The sequence below is a fragment of the Franzmannia qiaohouensis genome (assembly GCF_031451695.1).
GTDB classification, from domain to species: domain Bacteria; phylum Pseudomonadota; class Gammaproteobacteria; order Pseudomonadales; family Halomonadaceae; genus Franzmannia; species Franzmannia qiaohouensis.
The window spans coordinates 14,376-38,450 of the sequence record NZ_JARWAM010000018.1 but is presented as its reverse complement, the minus strand read 5'-3'; the positions used below and the strand labels follow the sequence as shown (position 1 = coordinate 38,450).

Below are 24,075 nucleotides of genomic sequence, written 5' to 3'. Positions count from 1 at the left end.
GCCCTGCCCGCGTGTCTCGCGTCATGCTGGCAGGCCGGCGACCAGGCTGATCAGCACGCCGCCCAGCGCCATGATGGCAACCACCGCCCAGGCCGGCAGCTTCCATATCGTCAACAGCAGGAAGCCGGTCAGCGCCAGGGCGAACTCATGGCTGCCAAGAATGGCGCTGGTCCACACCGGCTGATAGAGCGCGGCACCCAGAATACCCACCACCGCGGCGTTGGCGCCGCGCATCAGCGACTGGGCGCTGGCCCACTGGCGAAAGCGGTTCCAGAACGGCAGCACCGCCACCAGTAGCAGCATGCCCGGAACGAAGATTGCCAGTAGCGCCAGGGTCGCGCCAACCAGCCCGTTGGGCAGCGGCTCGAGTACCGCACCAAGATAGGCGGCGAAAGTGAACAGCGGCCCTGGTACCGCCTGGGCCGCGCCGTAGCCGGCCAGGAAGTCGTCTGGGGTGACCCAACCCGACTGCACCACCTCGGCCTCGAGCAGCGGCAGCACCACGTGGCCGCCGCCAAACACCAGCGCCCCGGCGCGGTAGAAGGCATCCAGCAGCGCCAGGGTCTGCGACGGCGTGCTCCAGGCCAGCAGCGGCAGCCCCACCAGCAGCAGCACGAAGGCCGCCAGTGCAATCCCGCCGGCACGCCGCGTCACCGGAAAGTGCACCTCGCTGACCGTGTTCTCCACCGCGGCACGACACAGCACCAGGCCTGCCAATCCGCCCGCAACGATTGCCGCTACCTGGCCCAGCGGGCCGCTAACCATCACCACGACCAGCACCGCTGCCAGGGCGATGGCAGCACGCTGGCGGTCCGGGCACAGGTTGCGCGCCATGCCCCATACCGCATGAGCGACGATGGCCACCGCGGCCACCTTGAGGCCGTGGATGATGCCGCTACCCACGGGCCCCTCCATCACCGCCGCGCCGAAGGCGAACAGCACCAGGATAATCGCCGACGGCAGGGTGAACGCCAACCACGCCATGGCAGCCCCCCAGGGGCCGGCGCGCATCAGGCCCAGCGCAAAGCCAACCTGGCTACTGGCCGGCCCGGGCAGGAACTGGCAGAGCGCCACCAGATCGGCGTAATCCTTCTCCGACAGCCACTTACGACGCGCCACGAACTCGGTGCGGAAATATCCCAGGTGGGCAATCGGCCCACCGAAGGAGGTCAGCCCCAGCATCAGAAAAGCGCGAAAGACCTCCTGGATGCGGCCCGGATGGGGGGTAGTCATGATCGGAATTCCTTGACTGGCGGTAGTGGTGACGCGAAAAGCTGCCTTATCATGCCATACCTGCGTGACGCTCTCGTTACGCGTACACTGGCGGCTCCCTCGCCAGGAGCCCCTACGTGTCGCCACCGCCAGCCCCCGACCGTGACAGCAGCAATCCCCTCGCCGGGTTCTTCGGCGTGTTTCGCTACAGCCGCCGGGCGCTCGGCCTGGTGTGGGAGACCTCGCGCTGGATGACCCTGGGGCTGATGCTGTGCACCCTGGTCGCCGGCGTGCTGCCAGCGGTGGCGGCCTGGGTCGGCCAGCTGATCGTCGACGGCGTGGTCGCCGCCATGGAGGCCCACCGCGCGGCCAGCGACCCCGAGCTGCTTACGCTGATCACCCCGGTGCTGTGGCTGGTAGCGCTGGAGGGAGTGATCATCGCGCTGATCGCGCTTGCCCAGCGCGGCCTCGCCGCCCAGCAGTCATTGTTGCGCGCGCTCCTCGGCCAGAAGGTCAACGTGATGATTCTCGAGAAGGCCGGGAAGCTCTCGCTGGCGCAGTTCGAGGACTCCGAGCTCTACGACAAGTTGACCCGCGCCCGCCGCGAGGCCTCGACCCGTCCCCTGGCGCTGGTCAACAAGACCTTCGGGCTGCTGCAGAACGCCATCTCGCTGGCCAGCTTCGGTGTGCTGCTGGTGCAATTCTCGCCCTGGGCGCTACTGCTGCTGGTGGCCGGCGCCCTGCCGGTGTTCATCTCCGAGGCCAAGTTCTCCGGCGACGCCTTCCGGCTGTTCCGCTGGCGCTCGCCGCAGACCCGCATGCAGATCTACCTCGAGACGGTGCTGGCCCGCGAGGACACCATCAAGGAGGTCAAGCTGTTCGGCCTCGAGGGGCTATTCCTGCAGCGCTATCGCGACATCTTCACCCGGCTGTTCGCCGAGGATCGCCTGTTGACGCTGCGCCGCGAGAGCTGGGGCTTCCTGCTCGGCCTGCTCGGCACCCTGACCTTCTACGGCGCCTACGGCTGGGTGGTGGTGGAGACTATCGCCGGTGGCCTCACGCTGGGCGAGATGACCATGTACCTGATGGTCTTCAAGCAGGGTCAGGCGGCGCTCTCGGCCAGCCTGACCGCGATCAGCGGCATGTATGAGGACAACCTCTACCTCTCGAACCTCTACGAGTACCTGGAGCAGCCGGTAGAGGACGACGGCGGCACCCTCACCCAGGGCGCCACGCCCGGCGATGGCCTGCGCTTCGAGGGCGTCGGCTTCGCCTATCCCGGCGGCGAGGCGGTGTTGCATGACATCAACCTGCACCTGGCCCCGGGCCAGAGCCTTGCCCTGGTGGGCGAGAACGGCTCCGGCAAGACCACCCTGATCAAGCTGCTGACGCGGCTCTACCTCCCCACCCAGGGGCGCATCCTGCTGGATGGCAGCGACCTGCGCGACTGGCAGACCGAGGCCCTACGCGAGCGTATCGGCGTGATTTTCCAGGACTTCGTGCGCTACCAGCTGCAGGTCGGCGAGAACCTCGGAGTCGGCGATACCCACGCCTTCGAGGATCAGGAGCGCTGGCAGGAGGCCGCCCGCCACGGCATGGCCGACGACTTCATTGCGCGCATGGCCAGCGGCTACCAGACCCAGTTGGGCCGCTGGTTCAAGGGCGGCCAGGAACTCTCCGGCGGGCAGTGGCAGAAGATCGCCCTGTCACGGGCCTACATGCGCGAGAACGCCGATATCCTGGTACTCGACGAGCCCACCGCGGCGATGGACGCTGCCGCCGAGGCGGAGATCTTCGCGCGTTTCCGCGAACATGGGCACGACAAGATGACCATCCTGATCTCGCACCGCTTCTCCACGGTGCGCAGCGCCGAGCAGATCCTGGTCATCGACCGCGGAGAGATCATCGAGCGCGGCACCCACGACCAGTTGCTGGCCGCCGACGGCCGCTACGCCACGCTGTTTAGGCTCCAGGCCAAGGGATATCGCTGACGGCCCAGGCTCAACGGCTCTCTCCCAACCGCTTGACGCTTGTTCAGCGATTGTTTATAAGAAAAGAGTCACTCACATTAGGTGAGTGACATCGACCCCATCCAGAGACCGTTTTCTCATGCGCTGGCAATCCCGCGTCAACCGCCCAAGCAAGCTACATCGCATTGCCAATAATGCGATGCGAGCCTGCCGTTGCCGCGTGCCAATCCGATACTGAGAAACGATGGCCGCGGCATGTGTCGCGGCCATGTGATTACCCCCGCTGTATTCGGTCATCTCCTGTTCGCGCTGCATCCCGGCCTCCCGCAAGGAGACCGAGAAATGGCAATTTCCGCTAGCCTCAAGAACCTGCTTCATGCACTGCGCAGCCGTGCGATCAAGCGTCGTCAATTCGCTCAGCTCCGGGAGTGCGACCCACGCATGCTCAAGGACATGGGCCTGCGCTGGGAGCGCGGCACCCTGGTCGCCATCAATCCCGAGCGCGAGCCATCCGAGGGCATCGCCCGCGACGCGCATGAGAGCTGTCCCCACTGCGGGAGTAGACTGACGTAGCCAACGCCCCGGCCACAGGACGTGGCCGGGGCGACTACACTACGGGGTGGCCGATTTACGCTGAATCAGGGGGTAAGATGAGTACCAATCTGTTCGACCTAAGCGGCAAGACCGCTATTATAACGGGCTGCAATACCGGCCTTGGCCAGGGGATGGCGGTAGGCCTCGCTGAGGCTGGTTGCAACATTGTGGCTGTCAATCGAAGCGAACCAAGCGAGACCCAACGACGCGTCGAGGCATCAGGACAAGGTTTCCTGGCCGTCCACGCCGACCTGACATCTACGGCACCGATAGACGACATTCTTTATCAAACGGAGCAGCGCTTTGGCGGCGCGGATATCCTGATCAACAATGCGGGGCTCATTCGTCGAGCTGACGCCTTGGATTTCACGGAACAAGACTGGGACGACGTCATCAACGTTAACCTCAAGAGCCTCTTCTTTCTCTCTCAAGCCTTTGGCCGTGCCTGCGTCGATAAACAGCGGCGGGGGAAAATCATCAACATCGCCTCATTGCTCTCCTTTCAGGGCGGCATCCGAGTGCCTTCCTACACGGCCTCCAAGAGTGGTGTTCTGGGATTGACGCGCCTGATGGCCAACGAGTGGGCGTCCCTGGGCCTCAATGTCAATGCCATCGCGCCGGGCTACATGGCGACCAACAACACCCAGGCCCTGCGCGACGATCCCCAGCGCAGCCGCGAAATTCTTGGCCGGATTCCCACGGGACGCTGGGGAACACCGGAGGATCTCGTCGGCGCGGCCGTGTTTCTCGCCTCACGCGCATCGGACTACGTCAACGGTCACACGCTCGCGGTGGATGGCGGCTGGCTGGGCCGCTAGGCATCTACAGCAGACGAGTCGAGAATGACGCACTCATCGTTAGCCCCTTACTCATTAGCCAGTGAATATCACCCTAAGAATCACTAGAATCGACGTTTCGCTTCGCTGCCGGACACGCCATGAGTTCTGCCCACGCCGCTGATCCCCCCGCCGAAGAGCAGATCGCCCTGCATCGCCAACCCGGCTTTGTGAGTTTCCTGGTATCACGCCTGGCGGCGGTATTCGCCATGCAGATCCAAGCGGTGGTGGTGGCCTGGCAGGTGTATGCGATTACTCGCGATCCGATGTCGTTGGCCTATGTGGGCCTGGCCCAGTTCCTGCCCATGGTGGTGCTGTTACTGCCCGCCGGCGACCTGGTCGATCGCTTTCCGCGTAAGCGCATCCTGCAGCTGAGCTGGGCGGTGCAGGCGCTGTGTAGCGCCATGCTATTAGCGCTTTCGCTGGCCGCCAGCGAGCGGGTCGGGGCCTTCTATGCGGTGCTTGCGCTGTTCGGCTGCGCCCGCGCCTTCACCGGCCCGGCACTGCAGAGCCTGCTACCCAATATCGTGCCTCGCAGCCAGCTGGCCCAGGCCATCGCCTTGAACAGCTCGATCATGAAGATCGCGGTGATCGGTGGTCCTCTGCTAGGCGGGATTCTGTATGCCCTGGGCGGGGGTGGACTCGCCTATGCGGTATGCCTGGGCTGCTTCGCTACCGCGCTGGTTCTGCTGCTGCCGGTACCGATCCGCTTCGCCGAGGCTAGCCAGGCACTTGAGGCCACCGCCTGGCGCCGCTTTACCGCCGGCATTGGCTATATCCGCCGCCAGCCGATCATCCTCGGCGCCATCTCGCTGGACCTGTTCGCGGTGCTGCTTGGCGGGGTGGTCGCGCTGCTGCCCATTTACGCCCAGGAGGTGCTCCACGTCGGCCCCGAGGGGCTCGGTGCGCTGCGCAGCGCCATCGCCGTCGGCGCCCTGCTGATGGGGATATATCTCGGCGTGCGCGGCATCAAGCGCCACGCCGGCATGGTGATGTTCGTTGCCGTGGCGATATTTGGCGTTGCCAACCTGGTGTTCGCCTTCTCGACGCTGTTCTGGCTGTCGCTGCTGGCCATGCTGGTGGCCGGCGCCGCCGACATGATCAGCGTCTATGTGCGCATGACGGTGATCCAGCTGGCCACCCCCGACGCCATGCGCGGCCGGGTCAACGCCGTGAACATGTTGTTCATCGGCTCCTCCAACGAGCTCGGTGAGTTCCGCGCCGGCAGCATGGCGGCCTGGCTCGGCGCCGTGCCGGCGGCAGTGGTCGGCGGCCTAGGCACCCTGGCAGTGGTCGGCGCCTGGATGCGGCTATTCCCCACTTTGCGCCACGTCGACCGCTTCGATGACGCCTCGCGCTAAGGGGTGTTCAGCAGCCTGGCGATTTGCGTCTAGACTGGCTGAGGAGTCGTCATTACAAGGAGAGTCTTATGTCCGCCACGACCCAGCATACCGGCAGCTGCCTGTGCGGCGCTGTTACCCTGAGCGTCGAGGTCGCCACCGACGAGGTCGCTGCCTGCCACTGCAGCCTGTGTCGCCGCTGGGGCGGTGGCCCGCTGCTGGCCCTGGAGGGCGCCAGCGCAATAGACCTGGTCGGTGAACACAACGTCACGGTATACCCCTCCTCCGAGTGGGCCGAGCGCGGCTTCTGCCGGGACTGCGGCACCCACCTGTTCTACCGCCTCAAGAGCGGCGATCACCACGCCGTACCGGTGGGGCTGGTCGACAAGGGCCACGGCTGGCACTTCGCCACCCAGATCTTCATCGATGAGAAGCCCGGCTACTACGCCTTCGCCAACGAGACCCACGATATGACCGGCGATCAGGTGTTCGCGGCGTTCAATGCAGGCGACGGAGATTGACGCTCAAAAGTGTGCGCCGGCCAGCATGCTGATCCAGCCGGCCAGACGCTTGCGCCAGGGGCGATTCTCCCAGCGCTCGAGGTCGTAGCGCTCGGCGCGGCGGATATCGTCCTCGACCAGCTCGCGGACACGCTGGGCGAAATCCTCATCGTAGACGTTGAGGTTGCCCTCCTTGTTGATGCGGAAGGAGCGGTTGTCGAGGTTGGTGGACCCGACGCTGGCCCAGCGGTCGTCGATGCTGATCAACTTGGCGTGATACATCGACGGCTGATACTCGTGGATGGCCACGCCGGCCTCGAGCATCGGCCGCCAGCGGTTGACCGAGGCGTGACGCACGAAGCCCATGTCGATACTGTCGCCGGGCACCAGGATATTGACCTCGACGCCACGTTCGCGAGCCTCGATCAGCGCCTCGAGAAATGCCTCGTCGGGGTAGAAGTAGGCCGAACCCAGCGTGATCCGCTCTTCGGCCGTGGCAATCGCCACCATCAGCATCTTGCGCATACGGTGGCGACCCTCGCGGGGCGTACTGGTCACCATCTGCGCCTCCAGTTCGCCCTCGGCCTCCAGCTCAGGGAAATAGGCATCGCCCAGCAGCAGTCGACCGCTGGCATCCAGCCAGGTATCGACGAAGGCCGACTGCATATTGCCCACCACCGGCCCCTCGACGCGGAAGTGGTGATCGCGATAGGCCTGGCCGTCGTCATCGGGCAGCCAGCTATCGGTGATATTGGCACCGCCGATAAAACCGGTGCGACCGTCGGTCATCAGCAGCTTGCGGTGAGTGCGATGATTGAAGCGCGCCAGCTCGTACCAGGCGGGCTTGCGCCAGCGGATCACCTCGACGCCAGCCTCCTGCATGCGCTCGAACTTGTCCGACGCGGCGGCCACCGAGCCGACATAGTCGATCAAGGCATGCACCGCGACACCGCGCTCGGCCGCCGCCACCAGGGCGTCGACGAATGGCCCGGCGGCCTCCTCGCCCCAGAACTCGAAGGTCTCGAAGGTGATGGAGGCCTCGGCAGCGTCGATGGCATCGAGCATGTCAGCGTAGATCGCCTCGCCGTCCTCGAGCATGGCGATGCGATTGCCGGCCACGATAGGTTGCTCGAGGATCAGTCCCATGCTGCGCCGGAAGTCTGCATCGCCGGTGGTGAAGTCCACCGCCAACGGCTCGAGCAACCGCTTGGGCTTGGGTGTAGCGTTGTAGAACAGCACGCTGCCCACCGCGAATATCACCACTATCACGGCAGCCACATAGGCAATGAGTCGATTACGGCGTTTCACTAGCGGCTCCCTGCCTTGTGAGTCGCCCCATGATTGCAGTAGCCCAGGCGGAATGCGAGCGTTGGCGCAGCGCGTCAGTCTCGTCCGAACAGGTTCTTCTGTACTTCCCGGAGATGCTCCTCGAGTAGTGACCTGGCGGTATCCTCGTCGCGATCGCGCAACGCCGCGACGATAGCGCGGTGCTGCATTTCGTAGCGTTTGCGCCGTTCAGGGGTGAGCGATATTCGCTTGAGACGCCCCCACTCACCCTCTTCGCGCACCACATTGGTGAGTTCCAGGATACGCAGGAAGAAGCTGTTGTGTGTGGCTTCGGCAAATGCCTGGTGCAGCGCGCCATCCCAGTGTTCGAACTCCTCGATGGCAGTAGCGCCTTCAGAGCGGAGGATGCACTCGTCCATGCGCTCGAAGTCGGACGCCGTGGCATATCGCACGATCAGTGCCACCATCTGCGGCTCGATCAATAGCCGCGCTTCCATCAGCTGCGCCGGACTCGTCTGGATGGCTACCGCGCGAGCGCCCGCCCCGGGTTCAGCTTGAGGCTCCACCAGCTCGCCGACACGCTCCGAGACGAAGGTACCGCTGCCCACCACCTGGGTAATCAAGCCCTGCTGCTTGAAGTTGCCGAGCACCCGCCGCACTGCCCCGCGCGATGCAGCAAAGCGTTCACTCAGCTCGCGCTCGGTAGGCAGCCGATGCCCTGCAGGGAAACTGCCGCTTTCGATCTGCTGCTGAAGATAGCGGGACAGAGAACGCGCGCCGTCGGCGCGTACTGCCTTGCCCAGTGTCTTGTCACTCACAGGCTGTCCTTGGTCCTGATGCCAATTCAATCATCAATGCAGCAAAGTTATACCATTTGGTCCCACTGATCAAAAAACACCCTTGAATTGGTACATTTTTAGTTCTAGTCTCGATAAATACGGGACCAAAACAAACCTATGGAGAACCAAGCCAGATGAAATTCGCCACGCTCCGCTCAAGCCCCGACCAGCCGACTTTCGTCGCCCTGGTCGATGGGGATGCCCAGCGCTACTGGCCGCTATCCGATCTGATATCCGGCTTCTCGGGAGACATGAACCAGCTCATACAGGCATGGGACAGCCTCCGGGAGACACTATCCCCCAGCGGCGACGGCCTGCCGCTCAGCGAGGTTCGGGTGGAAGCCCCCATACACCCTCAGCGCAATATGTTCTGTGTGGGCAAGAACTACTTCGAACACGCCGCCGAATTTAGCAACTCCGGTTTCGATAGTAGTACCAGCGCCGACGATGTAGTACCAAAATTCCCGATCATATTTACCAAGGCCTACAGCACCTTGATCGCCGACGGCGATGAAATTCCGCGACACGCCAAGGTCACCGAACAACTCGACTATGAAGCCGAGTTCGCCATCATCATCGGCAAGGGCGGGCAAGGAATCCAAAAAGCCCAGGCCTTCGACCACGTCTGGGGCTACACCGTGGCCAACGACGTCACCGCCCGCGACCTGCAGAAGAATCACAAGCAGTGGCACCTGGCCAAGTCGCTGGATGGACTGTGCCCGATGGGGCCCTGGATCACCACCGCCGATGAGATCGACCCCAGCGACGCCAGCATCAAGTGCTGGGTCAACGGCGAGCTGCGTCAGGACTCCAATATCGGCCAGCTGATCTTCGACATTCCCACCCTGATCGAGACCATTTCTGCCGGTATCGAGCTCAAGCCGGGAGACGTGATCATCACCGGCACCCCGGTCGGAGTCGGTATTGGCTTCGAGCCCCCCAAGTTCCTGCAGACCGGTGACGTGGTCCGCGTCGAGGTCGAGGGCATGGGCGCCATCGAGAACCGGGTCGGCCAGTAGCCGCCCATCAGGTAGACGCGCCGGGTCAACAATATTTCACAACAACACCAGGAGCACGCCATGTTCACACAAGCACACCCCCTCAAGACACTGTCAGCCGCCATGCTGGTCGCCGGCGGCGCTATTGCCGCCGCGCCCGCCATGGCCGACGACTTCTACGAAGGCAAAACCATCGAGATAGTCGTGCCCTTCGGCGAGGGCGGCGCCACCTATGTCGCCGCCAAGTTCCTCGAGCCGTTCCTCGAGAAGCATCTGCCCGGCAATCCACGCGTAGATGTTCAGACCCGCCCCGGTGGCGGCTCGATCCTCGGCGCCAACTGGTTCGAACAGAACGCCGAACCGGACGGCGAAACCATCCTGTTTACCACGTCATCGACGTCCAACCCCTACGTACTGGGCATGGATGCGGTGGAGTATGATCTCGCCGCCATGCGCCCCGCCTACAGCCTGCCGTTCGGCGCAGTGATCTATGTCTCGCCGCGCACCGGTATCGACTCACCCGCGGGCCTCAAGGAACCCGATATGCCGCTGATCTACGGCGGTATCGCCGCAGCGGCCAGCGACCTGCCGACGCTGCTGGCCTTCGAGCTGCTCGATCTCGATATCCAGACGGTGCTCGGCTTCGACGGTCGCGGTCCAGCGCGCCTCTCCTTCGAGCGAGGCGAGACCAACATCGACTTCCAGTTCACGCCGGCCTATATGTCGCAGGTGGTCGATATGGTGGAAGCCGGCACCGCGGTTCCCATCATGACCGGCGGCTCGGTCGGCGAGGATGGCATACTCAGCGCACGGGACACGGCCTTCCCGGATTACCCCTCGGTCTACGAAGTCTATGAGGAGCTTTACGGCGAAGCGCCTTCCGGCGTGGAGTGGGACGCCTTCCAATCGATCGGCGCCGTGACCTTCAACTACGGCCTCACCGCCTATCTCCCTGAAGGGACGCCGGACGAGATCCTCGAGATCTTCGAAGCCACCATCGCCGCCATCAACGAAGACCCCGAGTACCAGCAGCAGAGTCAGGATGCCGTGGGCGGCTATTCGCTGCTGCCCGCCTCCGAGGTCACCGAGTCGCTCAGTGAGGCACTGCAGCCTTCCGACGAAGTACGTGAACATCTGCGTACGCTGCTCTCGGAAGAGTACGACGTCGACCTCTGATTGTTCGTCTCGTGTCGCGGCCTGTCACTCGTCCCGCGGGTGGCATTGGCCGCGTTTTTTTGACCTCCGCATAGGACCTGTCTTGTGCTAGAGAACATTACAACGGCCCTGGCGATCCTGTTCGAGCCCATGCGCCTACTGGCACTGTTCGCCGGAATGCTGGCCGGCATGGTATTCGGCATGCTCCCGGGTCTTGGCGGCGTCGCCGCGGTATCTATCCTGCTGCCGTTCATCTACCTGATGGACAGCTACTCCGGGCTGGCCATGCTGCTGGGTGCCATCTCGGTGATCTACACCGCGGACACCATTACCTCAGTACTGCTCGGCGCACCGGGCTCGCCGGCATCGGCGCCGACGGCCATCGAGGGGCATGCCCTGGCCAAGCAGGGCAAGGCATCGCTGGCGCTGGGCGTGGGCTTTTTGGCCTCGATGATCGGTGGCCTGTTCGGTGCGCTAATCCTATCGGTGGCGATCCCCATCGCCGGCCCGCTGGTGCTGGCGCTGGGCACGCCGGAACTGTTCATGTTCGCCCTGGTGGGGCTGTGCTTTGCCGCCAGCATGGTCGGCAAGGATATCGTCGTGGGCCTGGCCGCGGCCTGCTTCGGCATTCTGCTGGGCGTAGTCGGCGCCGCGCCTGCTGCCGCCAACTACCGCTTTATCTTCGGCCAATCCTATCTGATGGACGGACTGTCGCTGCCGATCGTCGCGCTGGGGCTGTTTGCGGTGGCCGAGCTGATCGGTATGGTCGCAGCCGGCGGCGGCATCGCCGGCAAGCCGATGACCATGGGCAAGTGGGGCGAGAGTTTCCGGGAGTTCTGGCGCAGCCGCTGGTTGATCGTGCGCTCGTCGATCATCGGTATCTTCGGCGGTTTCGTACCGGCGGTGGGCGCCAGCGCCTCGACCTGGATCGCCTACGGCCACGCCATGAGCTCCACCAAGGACAAGCGGCGCTTTGGCAAAGGCGAGATTCGTGGGGTAGCCGGCGCCGAGGGTGCCAACAATGCCACGGTGATCTCCGACCTGGTGCCGACCATGCTGTTCAGCGTGCCCGGTGGCCCGGCCGCAGCGATCTTCCTCGGCGCACTGTTCTCGTTCGGCTTCTATCCCGGCCCGCGGATGGTCAGCGAGACGCCGGACCTGATGTACATGATCGTATGGAGCGTGGCGCTCGCCTCGGTAATGGGCGCCGCACTGTGCTTTGCGGTAACGCCGTACCTGGCTCGCTTGACGCGCATCAACTTTGCGCTGATCGCCGCCCCGCTGCTGTTGATCATGGTGGCCGGCGCCTACCAGGGCACCCAGACCTTTGGCGATATTCTTGCCCTGCTGGTGCTGGGCGTGATCGGCTGGCTGATGAAGAACGCCGGCTGGCCGCGCGCGCCGGTTCTGGTCGGCTTCGTGCTGGCCACCCCCATGGAGCAGTACTTCTGGCTGACCACGCAGATCCACGGCTTTACCTGGCTGACCCGGCCCGGCGTGCTGATCATCGCTTCGCTGATCGTCGTCCCCATGCTGCTCGGCCTGGTCCGCAAGTGGCGCGCCAGGCAGACAACGGCGCCCGCCGACTCGACCGACCCAGAGAGTCATACCACGAGCGACGATGAAGCGCCCCGCGATACTGCCGTTCTGCTGCTCGCCTCGTCGCTGCTGCTGGTCACCTTCGCCTATGCCTTCTACGAGATGCTGGGCTTTCGCAGCAATGCCCGGCTGATGCCGGCGCTGGGCATCGTCCCCGGCCTGGCGCTGAGCGTGTATATCCTTGGCCGGCAGCTCCATCGGCTGCGCCGGCAAGGGCGGATCATTCATCTTGGCTCGCGTCAGGAGCTGCCGGTCTTGGCAGGCATTCTCGCCTATGGCGTGGCAATGTGGCTGGTCGGCTTCAGTCTGGCCACCCCGCTGCTGCTGGCCTGGCTGCTGCTGCGATGTGCCAGGATGCGCCTGGCCAGCGCGGCACTCTACGGCGCCATCGTGTATGCCACCGCCCAAGGGATGTTCGCACTGATGCGTCTTACCCCTCCATCAGGTATCTGGTTCAGCTTGCCGATGCCATGGTGAGCTCGCACCACCTCATGCATGCTGGACAAGGCAGCACATTGGCGTAGCCTGGAAGCACCACACACACCACATGGAAGGATCTGGTATGACACTGACAGTAGGCGACAAGATTCCCGACGTCACGATCAAGACCAATGGCCCGGATGGCCCCCAGGACATCTCCACCGGTGAGCTTTTCGCTGGCAAGCGGGTGGTGCTGTTTGCCGTGCCCGGCGCCTTCACCCCCGGCTGCTCCAACACCCACATGCCCGGCTTCGTGATCAAGGCCGACGAGATCCTTGCCAAGGGGATCGACACCATCGCCTGCATGGCGGTCAACGATGCCTTCGTGATGGGTGCCTGGCAGCGCGCGCAGAACGCCGAGGCCTTCACCATGCTGGCCGACGGCAACGCCGAGTTCACCAAGGCCATCGGCACTGAGATGGATGCCAGCGGCGGCGGCATGGGTATCCGCAGCAAGCGCTTCGCGCTGATCGCCAACGACGGCGTGGTGGAGTACATCGGCATCGATGCCAAGGGCGTCGACAAGAGCAGTGCCGAGACGGTGCTGGCTCAGCTCTGAGACTAACGGCGGTACGCAAGGGCCGGCCCTGGTGGCCGGCCCTTGTGCGTCACAGGGGTGACTGGTCAGAATAGTCGGCTGCCATCATCGAGAGACCGCATGGACATCACTCCGATTACCCGCGATGACTTCCGCGCCTTCTGGCCGACCTTCAAGGCCATCGTCGAGGCGCAGGAGACCTACGCCTTCGACCCAAACATGGATTTCGATACCGCCTGGCGGCTGTGGTGCGAGCTTCCCCAGTTCACCTTCGTCGTCAAGCAGGACGGCGAGCTGCTCGGCTCCTACTACCTCAAGCCCAACGCCGCCGGGCCCGGCGACCATGTCTGCAACTGCGGCTATATGGTCACCCCCCAGGCCCGCGGCAAGGGGGTGGCCCGCGCCATGTGCGAGCACTCCCAGCGGGTCGCCATCGAGGCCGGCTACCTAGCCATGCAGTTCAATGCCGTGGTCGCGACCAACGAGGTGGCCATCCGCCTGTGGCAGACGCTCGGCTTCGAGATCATCGGCACGGTGCCTGGCGGCTACCGCCACCGCGAGCTGGGGCTGGTTAATACCCGCATCATGTACAAGCGCCTGGCCACGGACTGAAAAGTGGCTGCGCTCGGCCATACGGCGTTAAAAATCGGCTCAAAGTACTCATTAACACCCCGTAAACTCCGCTTTGGACTCGCGACATCCTTGTCGCTCGCTCTTTGAGCAGCGGAGCTGCCCAAATCGTCAATCCTGACGATTTGTCGCCGATTTTTGCTTTGCGACCCACATGGATGTGGGGAGTGCGTTGGCCCGTCGGGAACGGGCCTAGACCTGACCTTCGCTCGCCGACTTTTCAGACATGGCGCATGCTTTGGATTAAATGGTTAAGTTTGACGCGTGTTGATGCACGGCGGGGCTGGTCGCGACCATGCGCACCACGCTGCCGACCACGATCAGGCACGGCGAGGGCAGCGGCTGGTCCGCCAGTTGGGCCGGCATATCCGCCAGGCTGCCGATCAGCGACTGCTGCTCGGGCTTGCTGGCGTTGGCCACCAGCATGATCGGCCAGTCGCCGGGCAGGCCAGCGTCGCGTAGCCCGGCGCAGATGGCGGCGACCTTGGAGAGCCCCATGTAGAACACCAGGGTCTCGTCGCGGCGCGCCAGCGAGGCCCAGTCCGGTGTGCCGTCCTCGCGGCATAGCTGGGCGGTGACGAAGCGCAGCTGCTGGGCATGGCCGCGGTCGGTTAGCGGAATGCCCATGCTCGCCGCAGCGGCCGAGGCGGCGGTAATGCCGGGCACGATCTCGGCGGGCACCTGGGCCTGCGCCAGGGCGGCCAGCTCCTCCCCCATGCGTCCGAACACCCCGGGGTCGCCGCCCTTGAGGCGCACCACCGACTTGCCCTCGCCGGCCAGGCGCACCATCAGCGCACCGATCTCGGCCTGGGGCACGCTGTGGTGGCCGCGTGCCTTGCCCACGTAGTAGCGCTCGCGGCCGGCGGGGATCAGTGCCAGCACCTCCTCCTCCACCAGACGGTCGTAGACCACCGCATCGGCCTGCTGCAGCAGCCGCGCGGCCTTGAGGGTCAGCAGCTCGACATCGCCGCTGCCGGCGCCGACCAGGTAGACCTTGCCCGGGCGACACTCGCCGCCCAGCGCCACGCCGGGCGTGGCGCCTGAAGGCTCGCCGCCGAGCGCGGTGAAGTAGCGCGTCATGCGCTGGCTGAGGCGGACCAAGGCGTCAGGCCACTTGGGTTTCAGGGGTCGGCTTGGTGCGCGCATGGGTGCGTTCCTCTTCGAGCAGGGATTTGAGTTCTGGAATACAGCTGCCGCACTGGGTGCCGCAGGCGAGCCGGGCGCCCAGCGCCTCGACGCTGGTATCGCCGTCGCGAATGGCGGAGACGATCGCCTTCTGGCCGACCTGGTGGCAGCTGCATATGGTGGGGCCGGTATCGGCGGCGCCGTCGTCGCAGCCGGCCAGCAGCCGGCGGCGATGGGTGTCGCTCAGTTCGGCGTCGTTGAAGCGCTGCTCGAGCCAGGCCAGGCCCGGCAGTTCGGCGGGCGGGCCGACCATGGCCCACCAGCAGAGTTGTCCATGCCGCACCGCCGCGGCACGCAGCCGCCCATCACCGGCATCTTCGCACCACAGCGTCGCCGCCTCGGGCAGCCAGGCCGCCAGGCGCTCGAGCCAGTCGTGCTCGACTTGCCCGCTGGCCAACTGCCAGCGCTGGCAGCCGCGCATGGGAATGCGCGCCCAGTAGTCGCTCTCGCACCAGGGCGCAGCGTCGCTGAGCTCTTCACTGAGCGCTTCGCTGACTAACAGGGTGGCCTCCCAGGCGGTACTCAGCGGCGCCAGGGCCACGGCGCCGTGCTTGGATTCCGGCTGCCCCGAGAGCGGGTCGGTGTGGCCGGTGATCAGGGCACCGCTGCGCGCCTGCTTGGTGAAGCGGTCGCTCCAGTGCATCGGCACGAACACCTCACCGGCGCGCTGGCTCTTGGCGACGCGCACCCGGGCGCGATACTCACCGGCCTCACTGCTCAGCAGCGCCAAGCGCTGGTCGGCGACGCCGTACGCCACGGCATCGTCGGGATGCACCTCGATAAACGGTTCGGCGCGGTGGTTCATCAGCCGCGGGGCGCGTGCGGTGCGGGTCATGGTGTGCCACTGGTCGCGTATACGCCCGGTGTTGAGGCGCAATGGCCGCGCCGCACTCAGGCGCTGCTCGGGGCCACGCGGGGTGATCGGCACCAGCCGCGCCAGGCCGTTGTCGGTGGCGAAGTGGCCATCCTCGAACAGCCGCGCGGTGCCCCGCGGCGCCTGGGCGGTGACCGGCCACTGGATCGGCGCCAGCGCATCATAGGCGACGCGGTCGAGGCCCGCCAGTCCGGAGATATCGAACAGCCGCCTGGCGCCCGCGGGCTCGGCGGTGTTCTCGAAGCCCGAGAGCCGGGCATGCTCGTCGAAGATCTCGCTGGGGTGGGCGTAGGCGAAGGCCTCGCCGTAGCCCAGCCGCTTGGCGACCTCGCACATGATCCACCAGTCGTGGCGTGCATCCCCGGGGGGCGGCAGCAGGCCGCGCTGGCGCGAGATGCAGCGCTCGGAGTTGGTTACGGTGCCGTCCTTCTCCGACCAGCTCGAGGCCGGCAGCACGATATTGGCATAGGCCAGCAGGTCGGTGTCGGTCACGCACTCGGAGACGATCACCAACGGGCACTTGGCCAGTGCCGCGCGCACCCGGGCGGCGTCCGGCAGGCTCACCGCCGGGTTGGTGGCCATCACCCACAGCGCCTGGACCTCGCCGCGCTCGATGGCGCTGAACAGCTCGACGGCCTTGTGCCCCGGGCCCTCGGGCAGGGTCGGCGTCAGCGACGCAGTGCGCCAGAAGCGGGTCACCCGGTCGATGGCGCCGGGGGTGTGGTAGTCCATATGTGCGGCCAGCTGGTTGGCCAGCCCGCCCACCTCGCGGCCGCCCATGGCATTGGGCTGGCCGGTGATCGAGAAGGGGCCGGCACCAGGCAGGCCCAGCTTGCCGCCGGCCAGGTGGCAGTTGATGATCGCGTTGCACTTGTCGGTGCCGCTGGAGGACTGGTTGACGCCCTGGGAGTAGAGGGTGACCACGTGCAGCTGGCTGGCGAACCAGTAGTAGAAGGTCTCCAGCGCCTCGGCGTCGAGGTCGCAGTCGGCGGCCACCGATTCGAGGTCGCTGGCCTCCTCGCGGGCCGCGGCCAGCGCCTCGTCGAAGCCCTGGGTATGGCGCGTGAGATACAGCTTGTCCAGCTTGCCCTTGGCCGCCATCCAGCTCAGCAGGCCATTGAACAAACGCGCGTCGCTGCCGGGCTTGAGCCCCAGGTAGAGGTCGGCGATCTCGCAGCTGTCGGTGACCCGCGGATCGATCACCACCACCCGCATCAGCGGATTACGGGTCTTGGCCACCTTGATGCGCTGATAGAGCACCGGATGGTTCCAGGCCAGGTTGGAGCCCACCAGCACCACCAGCTCGGCCTCCTCGAGGTCCTCGTAGCAGCACGGCACCGCATCGGCGCCGAAGGCACGCTTGTAGCCGGCCACCGCCGAGGCCATGCACAGCCGCGAGTTGGTATCCAGGTGCGGCGTGCCGAGAAACCCCTTGAACAGCTTGTTGGCGACGTAGTAGTCCTCGGTCAGCAGCTGGCCGGAGAGGTAGGCCGCCAGCGCCTGATTGCCATGCTCGGTGCGGATCGCCGTGAGGCGGCTGGCCACGGCGTCCAGCGCTACGTCCCAGTCGACCTCGGCGCCATCCACCCACGGCCGGGTCAGGCGCCCCTGCTGGCCCAGGGTCTCGTGCAGCGCCGAGCCCTTGACGCACAGCCGCCCATAGTTGGCCGGGTGCTGGCGATCCCCTTCCACGGCGGTTATCGCCCCACCCTCGATGGTTGCGGTCACGCCACAGCCTACCCCGCAGTAGGGGCAGGTGGTCTTTGCTCGATCGCATATCGGCGCTGAATCATCGGCCTGATACATGGTGACTCCTCGTTTCGCCGCCGCCCGATGCAAGGGCTAAAACGCAAAAACGCCCACTATCGGCATCTGGGGATGCCGATAGTGGACGTCGTCGTCGGGTGAGGGCCGGCGTTGGCCCTCGGCAATTATCTATGCTGTAGTCATAGTGCTAGGCATACACCAAGCAAGCGCCATGCCAGCTAGGCCCTGCCCTACCGCCACTGCCCGGCGGGCCGGGCCGGCCGGCGAGCCGACGACACCGCCGCGGATCGCCAGCGGCGGCGCTGATCGCACCACAGCATTGCGCTTGGCCTGGGTTTTGCACCAGTATGACGCGGCGCAGCAGCCTGCCGAAGGCACTCGACGCCTCCCACCGGCAGCGTGCGCCGCCCCGCCGGCCACGGAGAGGGCGTTTGCAAAAGAGGCGAACGAAGACGAGTGCAGCCCTTTTGCAGACGCTCACTGGGCCGACGTGGAATATAACTTGCAGTACCTAAGTACGTGCGCCTCAACCACTGCTAGACGAGCCCACACCATGCCCCCAGCGCTTGATGTTCTACTGGTCGATGATGAAGAGGTGCGCGCCGCCATGGTCGAGGAGGCGCTGGTCAGGGAAGGTCATCGGGTGATCTGCCACCTCAAGAGCCCTGCCAGCCTCAATGAGATGGTGGCCAGGCATCAGCCCGACGTGGTGATCATCGACATGGAGTCACCGGACCGCGACATTCTCGACAGCATGACCCAGCTCAACCGCGAGAACCCTCGCCCGGTGGTGTTCTTCGCCGACCATCACGACCCCGAGACCATGCAGTCGGCGCTCAAGGCCGGGGTCAGCGCTTATGTGGTCGATGGCCTGGCCCAGGGGCGGGTCGAGCCGATCATCGAGGTCGCCATCGCCCGCTTCGAGGCGTTCCAGGCGATGCGCCAGGAGCTCGACCGCACCCGTACGCAACTCACCGAGCGCAAACGCATCGAACGTGCCAAGGGGCTGCTGATGCGCCACCAGAGCTGTGACGAAGAGCAGGCCTACCAGATGCTGCGCAAGCTAGCCATGGACCGCGGCCAGCGCATCGCCGAGGTCGCCACAAGCGTCATCGATATCCTCGAACGACTAGAGAAAGGCTTATGAACACGCTTCCTCCGGCCGAGCTGCAGCGCCTGCAGCTGGGTTTTATCCCGCTGCTCGACTGCGTGCTGCTGGTGGTCGCTCGCGAGCGCGGCCTGTTTGCCGATCAGGGCCTCGAGGTCACGCTATCGCGCCAGAACGCCTGGTCGACGCTGCGCGACAAGGTCGCCGCCGGGCTGCTCGACGGCGCCCATATGCTGGCGCCGATGCCGCTGGCCATGAGCCTGGGGCTGGGGCGCGCGCCCTGCGATACCCTGGCGCCGATCACCCTGAGCCGTAACGGCAACGCCATCGTACTCTCCCAGGCGCTGGCCGACGCCTGCACGGCGGGCCTGGGCGACGACCCGGCCGCCAGCGCCAGGGCGCTGGCCGGCTACCTCACCGCCGGTGGCGAGCGGCCGCGTCTGGGCATGGTCTACCCCCACTCCTGCCAGCACTATCAGCTGCGCCAATGGCTGAGCCTGGGTGGCATCGATGCCGATCGCGACGTGGAGCTGGTGGCGCTGCCCCCGCCGCGCATGGTCGACGCCCTGCAGCAGGGCAAGATCGACGGCTTCTGTGTCGGCGAGCCCTGGGGCAGCCTCGCCGAGCACCGCCAGGTCGGTCGCATCGTCGCCAGCGGTGCCCAGCTGTGGCCGGAGCAGCCGGAGAAGGTCCTCGGCGTGACCCGCTCCTGGGCGAATCGCTACCCGGCAACGCTAGCCCGGCTGATTCACGCGCTGATCGCCGCTAGCGACTGGCTCGCCGAGTCGCCGGCCAATCGCCTGCAGGCCCGCGACTGGCTGGCCCTGCCGCCCTACCTCGACCGCTCGGTGGGCCATCTCGAGACCCTGCCCATCGACGCCCCGCCGCTGCGGCAGCGGCTCTGCGGCCGCGATATGCTGCGCCCCGACCCTGCGTTTGCCGAGCTGCTCGCCGAACAGATCGACCAGCAGCTGCGCGATCAGGGGCAGCAGCTCGATCTCGCCACCCTCGGCGAGTGTTACAGCGCTGTGCATTTCGACCGCGCCCTGCACCACTGACGTGCAACTGGCCCCGTCATGGGGCCAGCTTCCCCCCTGCACCACACCTCCAGTCGACTGAAAATTCTACCAAAAGACGAAATTACCGCCGATTGGCAGGCGCTTTGCTTTAGCTAGAGCAACGCAATATTCGGCGGCATCGCGGTCGCCCGACGGTCAATGGCGACCGTCACCACCGGACACAGACGTCTTGGCTTCCTGCTCCAGCAGGACGCCGAGGCGTCTTTTTTTTGGCCGCATGCTCCAGTCATCGAGGAGTCGACCGACATGACACTAACGCCCCAAGCCCCCATGCCTGAAGGTCCTGGTCGCCGCGACCGGGTGCTGATCATCGGCAACGGCATGGCCGGCCAGCGGCTGGTCGAGGCGCTGCTGGCCCGGCCCGCGCCGCCGTCGCAGATCACCGTGATCGGTGCCGAGTCGGTGCCGGCCTATAACCGCATTCTGCTCTCGCCGCTACTCGCCGGCGAGCTGGACCACGCCGCCCTGACCCTGCGCGACGCCGACTGGTATGCCGAGCAGGGCGTCGAGCTGATCCTCGGCGACCGCGTCGAGCGTATCGAACGCCGGGCGCGCCAGGTGATCACCGCCAGCGGACGCCGGCTCGACTACGACCGCCTGGTGCTGGCCACCGGCTCGCGCCCGGCCATGCCCCCGGTGTCCGGCATCGATCTCAAGGGCGTCCACGGCTTTCGTGACCTGGAGGACGCCGCCACCCTCACCGAGTGCGCACAAGGTGGCGGCAGCGCCGTGGTGATCGGCGGCGGCCTGCTCGGCCTGGAGGCCGCCGAAGGGCTGCGCAAGCGCGGTATGGCGGTCAGCGTGCTGCAGCGCGCCTCGCGGCTAATGAATCGCCAATTAGATGTCACCGCTGCCGGGCTGCTCGAGGCTGAGCTCACCAGCCGCGGACTCACGGTCATCACCGACGCCCGGGTGGCCGCCGTCGAGGACGACGGCCACGGCCGGGTCGCCGCGGTGCGCCTCGACGATGGCCGCCGCCTGGCCACCGACTGCGTGGTAGTGGCCGCGGGGATCACCCCCAACGCCGAACTCGGCCGCGACGCCGGGCTCGACAGCGACCGCGCCATTCTCGTCGATGCCCACCTCACCACCAGTGACCCGGCGATTCATGCCCTCGGCGAGTGCTGCCAGTTCGAGCAGCACACCTACGGACTGGTCGAGCCGATCTGGCGCCAGGTCGAGGTGCTCGCCGCCCATCTCGCCGGCGAGGCGGTCGGCGGCTACGTCGAGCAGCCCAGCGCCACCAAACTCAAGATCAGCGGCGTGTCGCTCTACGCCTTCGGCCCCATCGAGGCGGCCCCGGAACACGACGTGCTCAGCTACCACGACCCCGAGCGCGGCGACTACCGCCGCCTGCTGCTGCGCGATGGCCGCCTCGAGGGCGTGGTGCTCTACGGCGATACCCGCATCGGCCCCTGGGCCTTCGAACAGGCCCTGGCCGGCAGCGACCTCAACGCCTGCCGCCAGGCACTACTCTTCGGCCCGGCCGACGTTCAGGCGCTGCTCGATGCAGCCGCCGAGGATGCCGACCGCGCCGCCGATACCGCTCATCAAGAACGCCCCGTCGAGGAGGCCGCATGACTACCCCCGCATCCACCAAGCAGCGCCTGATCATCATCGGTAACGGCATGGTCGGCCACCACCTCGTCGAGCAGCTCGTCGAGCAGGGTGCCCTCGAGCGCTACCAGGTCACGGTGTTCGGCGAGGAGCGCCACCTGGCCTACGACCGCGTGCACCTCTCGGAGTACTTCAGCGGCCGCGACGCCGACTCCCTGGCGCTCTCCACCGCCGACTACTACGCCGAGCACGGCATCGAGCTGCGCCTCAACGAGGCGGTATTTGCCCTCGACCGCGAGGTCAACGAGGTGGTCACCGACCAGCATCGCTACCCGTATGACCGGGTGGTGCTGGCCACCGGCTCCTTCCCCTTCGTGCCGCCGATCCCCGGCAACGACCGCGAGGGCTGTCTGGTCTACCGCACCCTCGAGGATCTCGATGAGATCCGCGCCGCGGCCGAGAAGGCCAATACCGGCGTAGTGGTCGGCGGTGGCCTGCTCGGCTTGGAAGCTGCCAACGCCCTGCGCGGCCTGAACCTGGACACCGCAGTGGTCGAGTTCGCCCCGCGGCTGATGCCGATGCAGGTCGACACCGAGGGCGGCGAGCTGCTGCGCGAGAAGATCGAAACCCTCGGCGTTCAGGTCCTCACCGACCGCGCCACCCAGCGCATCGAGGACGGCGATACCGCCCGCCATCGCATGGTGTTCCAGGACGACAAGATCCTCGAGACCGACCTGATCGTGTTCTCGGCGGGCATTCGCCCCCGCGACGAGCTGGCCCGCGACTGCGGCCTGGACGTCGGCGAACGCGGTGGCGTGGTGATCGACGACCAGTGCCTGACCAGCGATCCACAGATCCTCGCCATCGGTGAAGTGGCGCTGTGGAACCAGAGCATCTTCGGTCTCGTCGCCCCCGGCTACCAGATGGCCAAGGCGGCGCTGTCGACGCTGATGGGCGGCGAGACGCGCTTCCAGGGCGCCGACATGAGCACCAAGCTCAAGCTGCTTGGCGTCGACGTCGGCTCCATCGGCGATGCCCACGGCAACCAGAACCCCGGCGCGCGTAACTTCCGCTACCTCGACCAGATCAAGCAGGAGTATCGCAAGCTGGTGGTCTCCAGCGACGGCAAGCAGCTGCTTGGCGCCATGCTGGTGGGCGACAACGGCTACTTCGACACCCTGATGCAGTACTACGACAACGGGCTCGAGCTCCCCGAGGACCCCGCCTCGCTGATCCTGCCGAGCAGCGAAGGCGCCCCGGCGCTAGGCCCGGACGCGCTGCCGGAAACCGCCACCATCTGCTCGTGCCACAACGTCACCAAGGGCGATATCTGCGCCACCATCGACGCCGGCGCGGTGGACCTGGCCACGGTCAAGGGCGACACCAAGGCCAGCAGCGGCTGCGGCGGCTGTGCCGCACTGCTCAAGAGCGTGGTGGACCACGAGCTGACCGCCCGCGGCGTCGAAGTCGACCAGTCGATCTGCGAGCACTTCGCCCACACCCGCCAGGAGCTCTACGACATCGTCCGCGTCGAGGGCATCAAGACCTTCGGCGAGCTGGTCGAGAAACATGGCCACGGCCTCGGCTGCGATATCTGCAAGCCGGCGGTGGCCTCGATCCTTGCCTCCTGCTTCAACGAGCCGATCACCGACGCCGCCCATGTGCCGCTGCAGGACACCAACGACACCTTCATGGCCAACATGCAGAAGAACGGCACCTACTCGGTGGTACCGCGCATCGCCGGCGGCGAGATCACCCCGGACAAGCTGGTGGTGCTCGGCCAGGTGGCCCAGAAGTACGGCCTCTACTCCAAGATTACCGGCGGCCAGCGCATCGACCTGTTCGGCGCCCGCCTCGAGGACCTGCCGGATATCTGGGGCGAGCTGATCGAGGCCGGCTTCGAGACCGGCCACGCCTACGGCAAGTCGCTGCGTACCGTGAAATCCTGCGTCGGCAGCACCTGGTGCCGCTACGGCGTGCAGGACAGCGTGGGCATGGCGATTCAGCTCGAGAACCGCTACAAGGGCCTGCGCGCGCCGCACAAGATCAAGTTCGGCGTCTCCGGCTGTACCCGCGAATGCGCCGAGGCGCAGAGCAAGGACATCGGCATTATCGCCACCGAGCACGGCTGGAACCTCTACGTCTGCGGCAACGGCGGCATGCGCCCGCGCCACGCCGAACTGTTCGCCACAGATCTCGACGACGAGCAGCTCTACCGCACCATCGACCGCTTCCTGATGTTCTACGTGCGCACCGCCGACCGCCTGCAGCGCACCTCGGTATGGCGCGAGAACCTCGAGGGCGGGCTGGATTACCTCAAGGACGTGATCCTCGACGACAGCCTCGGCCTCGGCGAAGAACTCGAGCGCCAGATGCAAACGGTGATCGACAACTACCAGTGCGAATGGGCCGATGCCATCAGCGACCCGGAAAAGCTCAAGCGCTTCCGCAGCTTCGTCAACGACGCGCGCCCGGATCCGGACATCATCATGACCAGTGAACGCGGCCAGCTGCGCCCCGCTTAATC

Annotated in this window: 19 protein-coding genes; 14 read left to right on the top strand and 5 right to left on the bottom strand. The window is 65.9% G+C overall.

All coding sequences use genetic code 11. The features are described 5' to 3' along the window. Positions 1-21: 21 nt before the first annotated feature. A complete protein-coding gene (gene chrA, locus QC821_RS19380) occupies positions 22-1,233 on the bottom strand; it encodes a chromate efflux transporter (protein WP_309724807.1) in 1,212 nt (403 codons plus the stop codon). 116 nt (positions 1,234-1,349) lie between these two features. On the opposite strand from chrA, the gene QC821_RS19375 reads away from it, so the two are divergent. From QC821_RS19375 to QC821_RS19355, 5 genes are all read left to right on the top strand, one after another. Next, positions 1,350-3,203, top strand: a complete 1,854-nt coding sequence (locus QC821_RS19375) for an ABC transporter ATP-binding protein (RefSeq protein WP_309724805.1) — start codon at positions 1,350-1,352, stop codon at positions 3,201-3,203. Between the two features lie 321 nt (positions 3,204-3,524). Next, positions 3,525-3,755: a YjiS-like domain-containing protein gene (locus QC821_RS19370; protein ID WP_309724803.1), complete on the top strand. Its 231-nt coding sequence runs from the start codon at positions 3,525-3,527 to the stop codon at positions 3,753-3,755. Between the two features lie 77 nt (positions 3,756-3,832). Next, a complete protein-coding gene (kduD, locus tag QC821_RS19365; RefSeq protein ID WP_309724801.1) occupies positions 3,833-4,594 on the top strand; it encodes a 2-dehydro-3-deoxy-D-gluconate 5-dehydrogenase KduD in 762 nt (253 codons plus the stop codon). 119 nt (positions 4,595-4,713) lie between these two features. Beyond that, a complete protein-coding gene (locus tag QC821_RS19360; protein ID WP_309724799.1) occupies positions 4,714-5,973 on the top strand; it encodes an MFS transporter in 1,260 nt (419 codons plus the stop codon). Between the two features lie 68 nt (positions 5,974-6,041). After that, positions 6,042-6,473 carry a GFA family protein gene (locus QC821_RS19355; protein ID WP_309724797.1) on the top strand — a complete coding sequence of 144 codons (432 nt, stop codon included), beginning with the start codon at positions 6,042-6,044 and terminating at the stop codon, positions 6,471-6,473. A 3-nt stretch (positions 6,474-6,476) separates the two neighbouring features. Here QC821_RS19355 and QC821_RS19350 read toward each other — a convergent pair whose 3' ends face one another. Both QC821_RS19350 and QC821_RS19345 read right to left on the bottom strand, forming a co-directional pair. Next, positions 6,477-7,760, bottom strand: a complete 1,284-nt coding sequence (locus QC821_RS19350) for a phospholipase D-like domain-containing protein (protein WP_309724795.1) — start codon at positions 7,758-7,760, stop codon at positions 6,477-6,479. 74 nt (positions 7,761-7,834) lie between these two features. Next, positions 7,835-8,557 carry a FadR/GntR family transcriptional regulator gene (locus QC821_RS19345; protein ID WP_309724793.1) on the bottom strand — a complete coding sequence of 241 codons (723 nt, stop codon included), beginning with the start codon at positions 8,555-8,557 and terminating at the stop codon, positions 7,835-7,837. 155 nt (positions 8,558-8,712) lie between these two features. Between QC821_RS19345 and QC821_RS19340 the strand changes: the two genes are divergently transcribed. The 5 genes from QC821_RS19340 to QC821_RS19320 all read left to right on the top strand — a co-directional run bounded on the left by QC821_RS19340 (position 8,713) and on the right by QC821_RS19320 (position 13,960). Continuing rightward, positions 8,713-9,597: a fumarylacetoacetate hydrolase family protein gene (locus tag QC821_RS19340; RefSeq protein WP_309724791.1), complete on the top strand. Its 885-nt coding sequence runs from the start codon at positions 8,713-8,715 to the stop codon at positions 9,595-9,597. A gap of 60 nt (positions 9,598-9,657) precedes the next feature. Further along, positions 9,658-10,752 (top strand): Bug family tripartite tricarboxylate transporter substrate binding protein, encoded by a 1,095-nt coding sequence (locus QC821_RS19335; RefSeq protein WP_309724789.1) that lies wholly within the window; start codon positions 9,658-9,660, stop codon positions 10,750-10,752. A gap of 84 nt (positions 10,753-10,836) precedes the next feature. After that, positions 10,837-12,807 carry a tripartite tricarboxylate transporter permease gene (locus tag QC821_RS19330; protein ID WP_309724787.1) on the top strand — a complete coding sequence of 657 codons (1,971 nt, stop codon included), beginning with the start codon at positions 10,837-10,839 and terminating at the stop codon, positions 12,805-12,807. An 85-nt stretch (positions 12,808-12,892) separates the two neighbouring features. Next, positions 12,893-13,369, top strand: a complete 477-nt coding sequence (locus QC821_RS19325) for a peroxiredoxin (RefSeq protein WP_309724785.1) — start codon at positions 12,893-12,895, stop codon at positions 13,367-13,369. Positions 13,370-13,468: 99 nt separating this feature from the next. Next, positions 13,469-13,960, top strand: a complete 492-nt coding sequence (locus tag QC821_RS19320) for a GNAT family N-acetyltransferase (protein WP_309724783.1) — start codon at positions 13,469-13,471, stop codon at positions 13,958-13,960. 261 nt (positions 13,961-14,221) lie between these two features. On the opposite strand, the gene cobA is transcribed toward QC821_RS19320, so the two are convergent. Both cobA and QC821_RS19310 read right to left on the bottom strand, forming a co-directional pair. Further along, entirely contained in the window at positions 14,222-15,124 is a 903-nt protein-coding gene (gene cobA, locus QC821_RS19315; protein WP_309724782.1) for a uroporphyrinogen-III C-methyltransferase, read from the bottom strand. Next, positions 15,084-17,843: a nitrate reductase gene (locus tag QC821_RS19310; protein ID WP_309724780.1), complete on the bottom strand. Its 2,760-nt coding sequence runs from the start codon at positions 17,841-17,843 to the stop codon at positions 15,084-15,086. Before QC821_RS19310 ends, cobA begins: the two co-directional genes overlap by 41 nt. A 514-nt stretch (positions 17,844-18,357) precedes the next feature. Between QC821_RS19310 and QC821_RS19305 the strand changes: the two genes are divergently transcribed. The 4 genes from QC821_RS19305 (at position 18,358) to nirB (ending at position 24,073) form a co-directional block, all read left to right on the top strand. Continuing rightward, complete coding sequence (locus QC821_RS19305; RefSeq protein WP_309724778.1) at positions 18,358-18,951, top strand: ANTAR domain-containing response regulator; 594 nt, start codon at positions 18,358-18,360, stop codon at positions 18,949-18,951. After that, positions 18,948-19,970, top strand: a complete 1,023-nt coding sequence (locus tag QC821_RS19300) for a CmpA/NrtA family ABC transporter substrate-binding protein (RefSeq protein WP_309724777.1) — start codon at positions 18,948-18,950, stop codon at positions 19,968-19,970. Before QC821_RS19305 ends, QC821_RS19300 begins: the two co-directional genes overlap by 4 nt. Before the next feature lie 267 nt (positions 19,971-20,237). Continuing rightward, positions 20,238-21,572: an NAD(P)/FAD-dependent oxidoreductase gene (locus QC821_RS19295; protein ID WP_309724775.1), complete on the top strand. Its 1,335-nt coding sequence runs from the start codon at positions 20,238-20,240 to the stop codon at positions 21,570-21,572. Continuing rightward, positions 21,569-24,073 (top strand): nitrite reductase large subunit NirB, encoded by a 2,505-nt coding sequence (nirB, locus tag QC821_RS19290; RefSeq protein ID WP_309724773.1) that lies wholly within the window; start codon positions 21,569-21,571, stop codon positions 24,071-24,073. The genes QC821_RS19295 and nirB overlap by 4 nt, the downstream gene beginning before the upstream one ends. The last annotated feature ends 2 nt before the right edge of the window (positions 24,074-24,075 follow it).

Coding starts and splice junctions, on each gene's coding strand:
- chrA (WP_309724807.1), bottom strand. CDS start 1,233: ATGACTACCCCCCATCCGGGCCGCATCCAGGAGGTCTTTCGCGCTTTT.
- QC821_RS19370 (WP_309724803.1), top strand. CDS start 3,525: ATGGCAATTTCCGCTAGCCTCAAGAACCTGCTTCATGCACTGCGCAGC.
- kduD (WP_309724801.1), top strand. CDS start 3,833: ATGAGTACCAATCTGTTCGACCTAAGCGGCAAGACCGCTATTATAACG.
- QC821_RS19360 (WP_309724799.1), top strand. CDS start 4,714: ATGAGTTCTGCCCACGCCGCTGATCCCCCCGCCGAAGAGCAGATCGCC.
- QC821_RS19355 (WP_309724797.1), top strand. CDS start 6,042: ATGTCCGCCACGACCCAGCATACCGGCAGCTGCCTGTGCGGCGCTGTT.
- QC821_RS19340 (WP_309724791.1), top strand. CDS start 8,713: ATGAAATTCGCCACGCTCCGCTCAAGCCCCGACCAGCCGACTTTCGTC.
- QC821_RS19335 (WP_309724789.1), top strand. CDS start 9,658: ATGTTCACACAAGCACACCCCCTCAAGACACTGTCAGCCGCCATGCTG.
- QC821_RS19325 (WP_309724785.1), top strand. CDS start 12,893: ATGACACTGACAGTAGGCGACAAGATTCCCGACGTCACGATCAAGACC.
- QC821_RS19320 (WP_309724783.1), top strand. CDS start 13,469: ATGGACATCACTCCGATTACCCGCGATGACTTCCGCGCCTTCTGGCCG.
- cobA (WP_309724782.1), bottom strand. CDS start 15,124: ATGCGCGCACCAAGCCGACCCCTGAAACCCAAGTGGCCTGACGCCTTG.
- QC821_RS19310 (WP_309724780.1), bottom strand. CDS start 17,843: ATGTATCAGGCCGATGATTCAGCGCCGATATGCGATCGAGCAAAGACC.
- QC821_RS19305 (WP_309724778.1), top strand. CDS start 18,358: ATGCCCCCAGCGCTTGATGTTCTACTGGTCGATGATGAAGAGGTGCGC.
- QC821_RS19300 (WP_309724777.1), top strand. CDS start 18,948: ATGAACACGCTTCCTCCGGCCGAGCTGCAGCGCCTGCAGCTGGGTTTT.
- QC821_RS19295 (WP_309724775.1), top strand. CDS start 20,238: ATGACACTAACGCCCCAAGCCCCCATGCCTGAAGGTCCTGGTCGCCGC.
- nirB (WP_309724773.1), top strand. CDS start 21,569: ATGACTACCCCCGCATCCACCAAGCAGCGCCTGATCATCATCGGTAAC.